Origin of the sequence: Mesorhizobium sp. B4-1-3 (genome assembly GCF_006439355.1) — a bacterium.
GTDB lineage: Bacteria > Pseudomonadota > Alphaproteobacteria > Rhizobiales > Rhizobiaceae > Mesorhizobium.
In genome coordinates, this window is the sequence record NZ_VFTG01000034.1 from 34362 (window position 1) to 42079 (window position 7718).

General features: G+C 64.4%; 9 protein-coding genes. 3 read left to right on the forward strand and 6 right to left on the reverse strand.

All coding sequences use genetic code 11. The features are described 5' to 3' along the window. Positions 1-15 precede the first annotated feature (15 nt). Genes ptsP through FJW06_RS27235 form a run of 5 tightly spaced genes read right to left on the reverse strand, consistent with a single transcriptional unit; the run spans position 16 to position 4735 of the window. A complete protein-coding gene (gene ptsP / locus FJW06_RS27215; RefSeq protein WP_140756363.1) occupies positions 16-2001 on the reverse strand; it encodes a phosphoenolpyruvate--protein phosphotransferase in 1986 nt (661 codons plus the stop codon). Between the two features lie 47 nt (positions 2002-2048). After that, positions 2049-2429 (reverse strand): PTS glucitol/sorbitol transporter subunit IIA, encoded by a 381-nt coding sequence (locus FJW06_RS27220; protein WP_140756365.1) that lies wholly within the window; start codon positions 2427-2429, stop codon positions 2049-2051. Between the two features lie 26 nt (positions 2430-2455). Beyond that, a complete protein-coding gene (locus tag FJW06_RS27225; protein WP_140756367.1) occupies positions 2456-3460 on the reverse strand; it encodes a PTS glucitol/sorbitol transporter subunit IIB in 1005 nt (334 codons plus the stop codon). A gap of 15 nt (positions 3461-3475) precedes the next feature. Beyond that, positions 3476-4243, reverse strand: a complete 768-nt coding sequence (locus tag FJW06_RS27230; protein ID WP_041008501.1) for a PTS glucitol/sorbitol transporter subunit IIC — start codon at positions 4241-4243, stop codon at positions 3476-3478. Between the two features lie 54 nt (positions 4244-4297). Next, positions 4298-4735, reverse strand: coding sequence for a transcriptional regulator GutM (locus tag FJW06_RS27235; RefSeq protein ID WP_140756369.1), 438 nt, complete (start codon positions 4733-4735; stop codon positions 4298-4300). Positions 4736-4926: 191 nt separating this feature from the next. On the opposite strand from FJW06_RS27235, the gene FJW06_RS27240 reads away from it, so the two are divergent. Both FJW06_RS27240 and FJW06_RS27245 read left to right on the forward strand, forming a co-directional pair. After that, the gene (locus tag FJW06_RS27240; RefSeq protein WP_140756371.1) at positions 4927-5568 is read left to right on the forward strand and encodes a hypothetical protein; all 642 of its coding nucleotides are present in this window, start codon (positions 4927-4929) and stop codon (positions 5566-5568) included. A gap of 89 nt (positions 5569-5657) precedes the next feature. Further along, on the forward strand, positions 5658-6332 hold the full coding sequence (locus FJW06_RS27245; RefSeq protein ID WP_140756373.1) for an HAD family phosphatase: 675 nt from the start codon (positions 5658-5660) through the stop codon (positions 6330-6332). Here FJW06_RS27245 and FJW06_RS27250 read toward each other — a convergent pair whose 3' ends face one another. Further along, complete coding sequence (locus tag FJW06_RS27250) at positions 6333-7499, reverse strand: DUF930 domain-containing protein (protein ID WP_140756375.1); 1167 nt, start codon at positions 7497-7499, stop codon at positions 6333-6335. Here FJW06_RS27250 and FJW06_RS30415 point away from each other — a divergent pair. Further along, the coding region (locus FJW06_RS30415; protein ID WP_210238997.1) for a hypothetical protein at positions 7489-7718 on the forward strand (230 nt) is incomplete at its 3' end. The genes FJW06_RS27250 and FJW06_RS30415 overlap by 11 nt on opposite strands.

Genomic DNA, 7718 nt, shown 5'->3' on the forward strand with positions numbered 1-7718 from the left:
GCCGCGAATTATCCGCTACCGCTCGGCCGCCATGGCCGCGATCGTCTTCTTGGCGCGCTGAATCGAGGCAGGGCTCATGCTGAGCTCGGTCAGGCCCATCCCGACGAAAGTCGGGATCAGGTCCGGGCGGCCGGCGGCCTCGCCGCACATGCCCACCATGATGCCGGCGGCGACGCCCGCCTTGGCCGTCAGCTCGATCGCCGACATCACCGCCGGATTGGTGACGTCATTGAGCTTGGCGACAGTCGGATTGAGGCGGTCGGCAGCCATGATGTACTGGGTCAGATCGTTGGTGCCGATCGAGAAGAACGCCACTTCCTTCGCCAGCGCGGGCGCGATCAGCACGGCGGCCGGCGTCTCGATCATCACGCCAAGGTCGAAGCTCGCGTGCGGCACGCCTTCGGCCTTGAGTTCAGCCGCGCATTCCGCGACCAGCGCGCGGGTGCGCGTCACCTCCGCGATCTCCGAAACCATCGGCAGCATCACCTTGATGTTGCCATGAACGGCTGCCCGGAGCAGCGCCCGCAACTGACGCTTGAAGATGTCGGGCCGGTCCAGGCACATGCGGATGCCGCGCCAGCCGAGGAAGGGGTTTTCCTCATCGGGGAATTCGATGCCGGCGATCGGCTTGTCGCCGCCGATATCGAGCGTGCGCACGATGACCGAATGCGGCGCAAACGCCTTGGCCAGCGCGCTGTAGGTCTCGGCCTGCATGTCTTCCGACGGCAGATGCATATGGCGCATGAAGAGCAGCTCGGTGCGAAACAGGCCGACGCCCATGGCGCCGGCTTCCTGCGCCGCCTCGATCTCTTCCAGCGAGCCGATATTGGCCGCGACCTCGATCACCGTGCCGTCCGCGCGGGTAGGCGTCAAGCCCTTGAACACCTTCAGCCCGGCGCGTTCCTGCGCCGCGGCTTCGACACGCCGGGTGAAGTTGGCGCGCACCGTCTCGTCCGGATCGACGATCACATGCCCGGCATTGCCGTCGATCGCCACCTCCCGGGCGGTGCGCAACCCGTTGACCTTGTCGCCTAGACCCAGCACGGCCGGGATGCCGTGCGAACGGGCGATGATGGCGATATGCGAGGTGGCGCCGCCATGGCCGCAGACTACGCCGCCAATGCGCTTCAGCGGCGCGCGCGCCAGGTCCCAGGCGCCGATATCCTCGGCAATGAGGACCGCGCCCTGCGGAATGGTTTCAAGGCTGACCTCGTCCTGGCCGAGCAGCACCAGGCAGATCTGCCGGCCGACGGCGTGGACGTCGTCGGCACGGGCGTTGAGATAATGATCGTCGACGGCGCTGAAATCGGCGGCGATGGTGGCCGCGGCCGCAATGACCGCGGAGACCGCGTCGTCACCGCCTTTGATCAGCCTTTCGACCTCGCCGGTCAGGCTGTCGTCGGCGGCGATGTCGCGCAGTGCCACGACGATGCCACGGTCGCCGGCGGAGAGATTGTTCTCGGCAAGCGTGCGATCCATGCGCGCCTGGACGCTGGCGACGGCGTCGCGGAAGCGCTCGAGCTCAGCTTCGATCTCATCGGCCTGCAGGCGCCTGCCCGGTCCCTCGATCTCCGGTGGGAAATGGGCGAAGGCCGGCCCGATCGCCACGCCCTCGCTGGCGGCGACGCCTTGAAGTTTCGGGGTTCCATCCGCCACCGCGGCGACAGTCGGCACGGCCTCGGGAGCGGGCGCCGCGGCCGCGGTTTCCGAACCAGCTTCACCGGCCTCACCCTCGTCGTCGAGGCCGGCGCGCGGGTTCTCTAGATAGCCGATCAGCGCCTCGATCGCCTCGATCGCGTCGGCGCCGTTGGCGCGCACGGTGACTTCCTGGTTTTCCTTGACCGCCAGGAGCATCAGCTTGACCGAGCTCTTGGCACTGACCGCCTTGCCGTCCTTGACTAGCTCGACATCGGACTCGAAACCCTTGGCGAGTTTCACGAACCGCGTGGCAGGACGGGCATGCAAACCTTCGTGCACTCTGACGATGGTCGAGCGTTCCATAGCAATACTCTAGGTTTGGGCGCCGTCGACAGACAGCGCGGATATTATCAGGCGGCGATGGTGATGACAGCGCCCGGTGTCAGGGCTGCCACGAGCGCTCCGGTATCGACCTCGGACGCGCAAACCTCGCCCGGCCTTTCGGCCTCTGACGCCCCATTGAAGGAGATCACGACATGGCCCATTTCGCGGACCTTGCTCCAGGCCGTGTCGCCAACGGCCGTTATAACAGCCGAAACCGGTCCGAGCGTGATCGACGCGCCTTTCGCTGGCCCGTTGTCGCTCGGGCCTTCCTCCGTCTTGTGCAGCACGGAGACTTCGGCCAGTTCGGGAGGCGAGCCGTCCGCGAACAGGATGACCACGCCGCCCTCGGCGAGGTCCGCCACTTCGGGTCCTATTGCCGTGACCCGTGTCTTGAGAAGAACCGACATATGGCGAACCTCGTTTTACTACTGGTTTAGAACACGATCAGGGAGACGACCCATGCGATCAGCACGGAGACCGGGCCCATGATCTGGCGGCTGATGAGCACCGCCGGCACACCGATTTCGATCGTCTTCGGCTTGGCCTCACCGAGCGCCAGACCGACGGGAACGAAATCGCAACCCACCTGGGTGTTGTAGGCAAACAGCGCCGGCAGCGCCATTGCGGGCGAGATGGTGCCGTTGGCGATCTGCGGGCCGATGATGGCGACACCGATGACCTGGGCGATGACCGCGCCTGGCCCCAGGATGGGCGACAGGAACGGCAGGCCGCAGATGGCCGAGATGACCAGCAGGCCGACGATGTTGTTGGCGAGCGGACCCATCGGCTGCGCCAGCACGTCGCCGATGCCGGTATAGAGGATCAGGCCGATCAGCATGGTTACGAAGGCCATGAAGGGCAGCACGTTGCGGACGACCTGATCGATGGTGCGGCGGCCGGAATTGAAGAAGATACCGACCACGCGACCCATGACGCGGCCGATGGAGCTGATCAGGCCGATAAGCCCGCCTTCGCTCGGCAGCGGCTCGGCCGCCCTGGCAGTGGTGTTGTTGCTTGAACCCATCGTTGCTGCTCCCCCTGCAGTGGTGACCGCTTCGGATCCGTCCGCCATTGTGACGTTGGCCGGCTTCACGCCCGAAACGTAGATGTCTTCCGTGATGAACTGGGCGAGCGGGCCCGCCTGGCCGACCGGCGTCAGGTTGACGGTCGGGATACGCTTGCGCGGATAGACACCGCAGCGCGCCGTGCCGCCGCAGTCGACGACGACGACCGCCATCTCGCTTTCGATCGGCGGCGACTTGAAGCCGTCGACGGCCTGGGCCCCGGTCATGTCGGCGATGAGCTGTGCCACCGGATGGATGCCGCCGCCGGTTACCGAGACGACCTTGTTGCGCTGTTCGGTCGGCTCGATGACCAGAGGGCCGCCCCAACCGGTGGAGCCCTTCGAGATCTTTACTGCCTTGTATGTCTTGGCCATGGTGTCCTCCCGCCCTTAGAGCTCGACGCCCTGGCGGCGTGCCATGATGGCGGTGATTCGCTCGGTCAGGATGCCCTTCAGCAGGATGACAACGAGGCCGACGATGGCGTACCAGATGGCCACCTTGACGTGATAGCCGTTGGCGATGACGCCCCGCTTCTCGAGGTCGAGCAGCGCGACCAGCATGCCGCCCCAGACGAAATATTCGCCGGGGTTGATGTGCGGGAAGAGGCCGAGCGGCGGATGCACATAGGATACTGCAGCGTCATAGAAGGCAGGCTTGTGCTTTTCTTCCAGGAAAGAGCCGAAGGTGTAGGCCATCGGGTTGGTGAGGAAGAACACCGACAGGACCGGCAGCACCGTATAGCGGGTCAGCGCGATGCGGCCGGCGCCACGCGCCAGGCCGTGGACGCGCTCCTCGCCGACCAGTTCGGTCACGGCGTAAAAGGCCGTCATCAGCACGACCAGGGTCGGGATGATGCCGGTGACGAAGCCTGCGAACACTTCGCCGCCCTTTTGGAAGATGCCGATGAAATACTTGCCGATGGCGGTCAGCCAGCCGAGCTGCTCTTCCTGCTGCACGTTCTTCAGCTGTTCCTTGAGCTGATCGGCGGTGACCGGCGCGTTGTCGGTCGTCGCCTGCGCCAGGACTACGAGATGATCGGTGGCATGCTCGACGCCGAGCTTGCCGTGCCAGGCAGCATCCGAGACCATGGTGCCTGCGACATGCAGGTTGTGCACCGCCAGGTCGGCATGCTGCGCCAATAATGTAATTACAGACATTTCTCCTCCTTATGACCCCTGCCGGTCATTCCCAGCCGGCTGCCGGCGTCCGTTTTATGCCCTTGCTACGTTCAAGCCGGACAGGCCCGGCTTCTTCCCCGGCTCCGACCGCGCGCGGTCGATCTGCTCGATCGCCCGTTTCACGGCCTCGGCCATACCGGGTTCCCCCTCCCCCATGATCGCAGGGTTGGACCGGAGTCGATCGAGGGGGATGCCCTCGAATTCTTCATGTCGCTTGAACTTGGTCAGCACCGAACGGCCGCTCATGACCATCATGCGGCGCACGATGAGATCCGGTGTCACGACAATCAGCGCAATCGTGCCCTTGGCGAGCCGTCCGCGGAAATTGCCCGCGCCGACGAACCCGTCCTTGTACTGGGCCGTGACACCTTTGAAGACGTCCGAATAATGCCGCATCTGCAGCCAGACACCGAGCGATTGCAGCGCCCAGACAACAAACAGCAGAAGCAGCGCCCACTGCCAGATGGCCATTTCGGTTTCCTCCCGAGTCGCTTTCCCCCGGCACATATTGAACGGAGCCGAGACGACCCGAAAGTGAGAACATTTGTTTCCTCGAATGTCAACATGTATTATATTAGCCGCCATAACGCTCCACAGCCGGCTGGCCGATTTCGGCATCGGCAGCGCCTGTGCTAGCCTGTCGTCAAACGGGATAATAAGACATGGATCTGCCTTTCAGGCACGAACTCGCGCTTATGCCGGACCTTCGCCATCGGCTGCGGCAGTTGCGCTGGTTTCGCGCCACGTTCCGCAGCAGCGCGAAGGTGGTGTCCGAGACCTTCGGCGTTCGCTTCGAGATCGACGAGGCCAAGCTGACGCGTGCCTTTCTCGACTGGATCGAAGTCATGGAAGCGCAGAAGCGATTCGCTGCGGTCGACCGCGCGGACTTCATCGTCTTTGCCGCGGGGCTGGTGCTGCGCGAGCTGATTCGGCAGGCGCCGGCGCGGGAGGTCTCAGGTCTGACGGAAATGATCGAGACCGAAGCCAATGCCGGCACGGTGGAAATCGTGCGCTTCTGGCCGGAAGGTTTTCTCTATACCAACTACTGCGTGTCCGCGATCCTGGCTGTGCACGAGCAGGAGTTCGGCACGGCGCCCAGCATCGACAAATGCGCCGACGACCTGCGCACCTGGTGGTCCTACCGCGAGAACGCGACGGAAATGCCCGCCTATGCAGTGGCCTTCCTCGACCGCTTCCTCGGCGCGGAGCCCAACTGGATCACGCCGGACCGCGCCCAGTCGCGCCAGGCCATGCAGCGCGCGCTCGGAGCCTCGCCGGTCAGCGAGGCGCTGCGCCAGCTTTGAAGCGTTGGAGTCGCAGCCGCCTTACTATTGAACATCTGACTTTTTATCGATAGCGATGTGCGGGTTCGAACCGAGGCCGGGAGTGGCGCGTGGCGCAAGCTAGACTGATGATTTTCGACTGCGACGGCGTTCTCGTCGACAGCGAGCCGCTGGCCGCCAAGGCCTATGAGCGCGTCTACGAGAAACACGGCATGCCCGGCGTCCATGGCGGCATCATCGCACAGTGCATCGGCATGAAGCAGGCTGACATTATCGTGAAGATCAAGGAACTGACCGGCCACCAGTTCCCCCCGGCGGCCGACGGCGACATCTGGGCCGAGACCAAGCTGCTCTTCTCCGAGGAGTTGAAGCCGACGTCAGGGATAGCGCCGTTCCTGAGCGCGCTTGCCGGAGACCGCTGCGTCGCCTCATCGTCGTCGGTCGAACGCATCAACCACAGCCTGTCGGTGACCGGACTGTCGCGCTTCTTCGGCGAGGCGATCTTCTCCTCCTCGATGGTGAAAAACGGCAAGCCGGCGCCCGACATCTTCCTCTACGCCGCCGAGAAGATGGGCGCGAAACCGGCCGACTGCATCGTGGTCGAAGACTCGCCTTTTGGCGTCCAGGGGGCGGTGGCGGCCGGCATGATCGCGATCGGCTATACCGGTGGCGGACATACCTATTCCGAGCATGGCGCGCGGCTGAAGGCCGCCGGGGCGGATTTCGTTTGCGCCGACTGGCACGAAGTCAGCCGGGAGTTGGGCAGGCTGGGTGTCCCGGCCTGACTAGCGGAGACTGGGGAAGCGACGCCGGGTCCACTCACCGGGCGGGACCGGTCCCCCCACACGGAAATTGAAGGACAGGACCCTCGTCGCATCGGCGTCGACCTCGCAGCGGAAGCTCAGATCGTACCATTGGGTTGTGGTGCTGAAGGCGGTCTGCGTAGGATTGAGAACATTGCCCTGCTTCAGGGGAATGGTCGGCAGCCATTTCGGCGCGTAATCGGCACTTTGCAATTCCTGGTTCAGGACGTTGGCACAAAGGTTGGCAACGCGCTGATCGCGCGGCACGTTCTCCATCGAGCTTGTGGCTAGTGCGTTGCCGGTCGCACCCGGCGAGTAAAGTTTTCTGACGCCCGGCAGGCCGGAATAGATCGGCGATCCCGCGACCTCGCTGTCGGCGGGGTTTGACCTACCCGGATTCGCGCTTGGCGCTCTCAAGGCTCTTGCGGATTTGAACTTCGTCGTCTTGGAAGGCTTAGGCCTTGCCTTTTCGGCTGGCGCAGGCTTGTCGCCGGTTTCGGCCGCCAACGGCTTTGGCGCTTCGGCAGCTTGCTTTTCGGCGGTCTGCGGAGCTGCCTCCTGCTTTTCCGGCTGCTGTTTATCGGTGCCCTCGGTCGCCTGCTTCTCCTCGCTTTGCGCGGGTTTCTCGTCCGGCGCGGTGGTTACCGGCTTCTCTTGAGCCTTGTTGGTGTCCGCCTGCTGCTCAGGCGCTGCGGGCGGAGCGGATTGGTTCGGCACGGGCTGCGATGCGACAGGGGGCTTCGCGGGTTCATCCTTGGCCGGCGACGGCGCGTTGGCTGGCACGCCGCCGCCGTCGGGAGCTTTCTGCGGGCCGGTATCCTTCTCGCCATATTGGAAAACGCGCTTCAAAACCGGGATGTCCTGCGGTTTCGGCGGCTGCGGAGGCGGTGGCTTTTGCACAGGCTGCTCAGGCGGCTTTTCAACCTTCTTTTCAGGCGTCGGCTGCGGCGGCTTTGGGGCGGGCTTCGGCTTGGGCTGATCGGGCGGCGGCACGATCGCGACGTTGACCGGCTGTTCCTGCTGTTCGGGCAGTTGCGGCGGTCTCGGCAGGCCAAAGAAGAGGAACGCTGCGATCAGGGCATGCAGGAATAGCGATGCGACCACGGCCCATCGCCAATTCCGAAACCATTCCCGTATCTTGCCGTTCATTGCGCCCGATGTGGAACGAAATGACGGCGGCTTCAAGCACCGGGTCGGGATTTGCGCGAGCTGCCGGCCTGACAAGTCGGTGATCGCAGGGCCACGCGGCGTAAGAGCAAGCCGGATCAAGGCCCTGCGGGGACTGGCTTACACCAGCATGCCCATCGGGTTTTCGATCATGCGCTTGAAAGCGCCGAGCAGTTCCGCGCCGAGCGCGCCGTCGACGGC

What these genes read in the sequence shown, in the direction of transcription:
- FJW06_RS27240 (WP_140756371.1), top strand. Translation starts at nt 4,927, where the DNA reads ATGGATCTGCCTTTCAGGCACGAACTCGCGCTTATGCCGGACCTTCGC.
- FJW06_RS27225 (WP_140756367.1), bottom strand. Translation starts at nt 3,460, where the DNA reads ATGGCCAAGACATACAAGGCAGTAAAGATCTCGAAGGGCTCCACCGGT.
- FJW06_RS27250 (WP_140756375.1), bottom strand. Translation starts at nt 7,499, where the DNA reads ATGAACGGCAAGATACGGGAATGGTTTCGGAATTGGCGATGGGCCGTG.
- FJW06_RS27220 (WP_140756365.1), bottom strand. Translation starts at nt 2,429, where the DNA reads ATGTCGGTTCTTCTCAAGACACGGGTCACGGCAATAGGACCCGAAGTG.
- FJW06_RS27230 (WP_041008501.1), bottom strand. Translation starts at nt 4,243, where the DNA reads ATGTCTGTAATTACATTATTGGCGCAGCATGCCGACCTGGCGGTGCAC.
- ptsP (WP_140756363.1), bottom strand. Translation starts at nt 2,001, where the DNA reads ATGGAACGCTCGACCATCGTCAGAGTGCACGAAGGTTTGCATGCCCGT.
- FJW06_RS27235 (WP_140756369.1), bottom strand. Translation starts at nt 4,735, where the DNA reads ATGGCCATCTGGCAGTGGGCGCTGCTTCTGCTGTTTGTTGTCTGGGCG.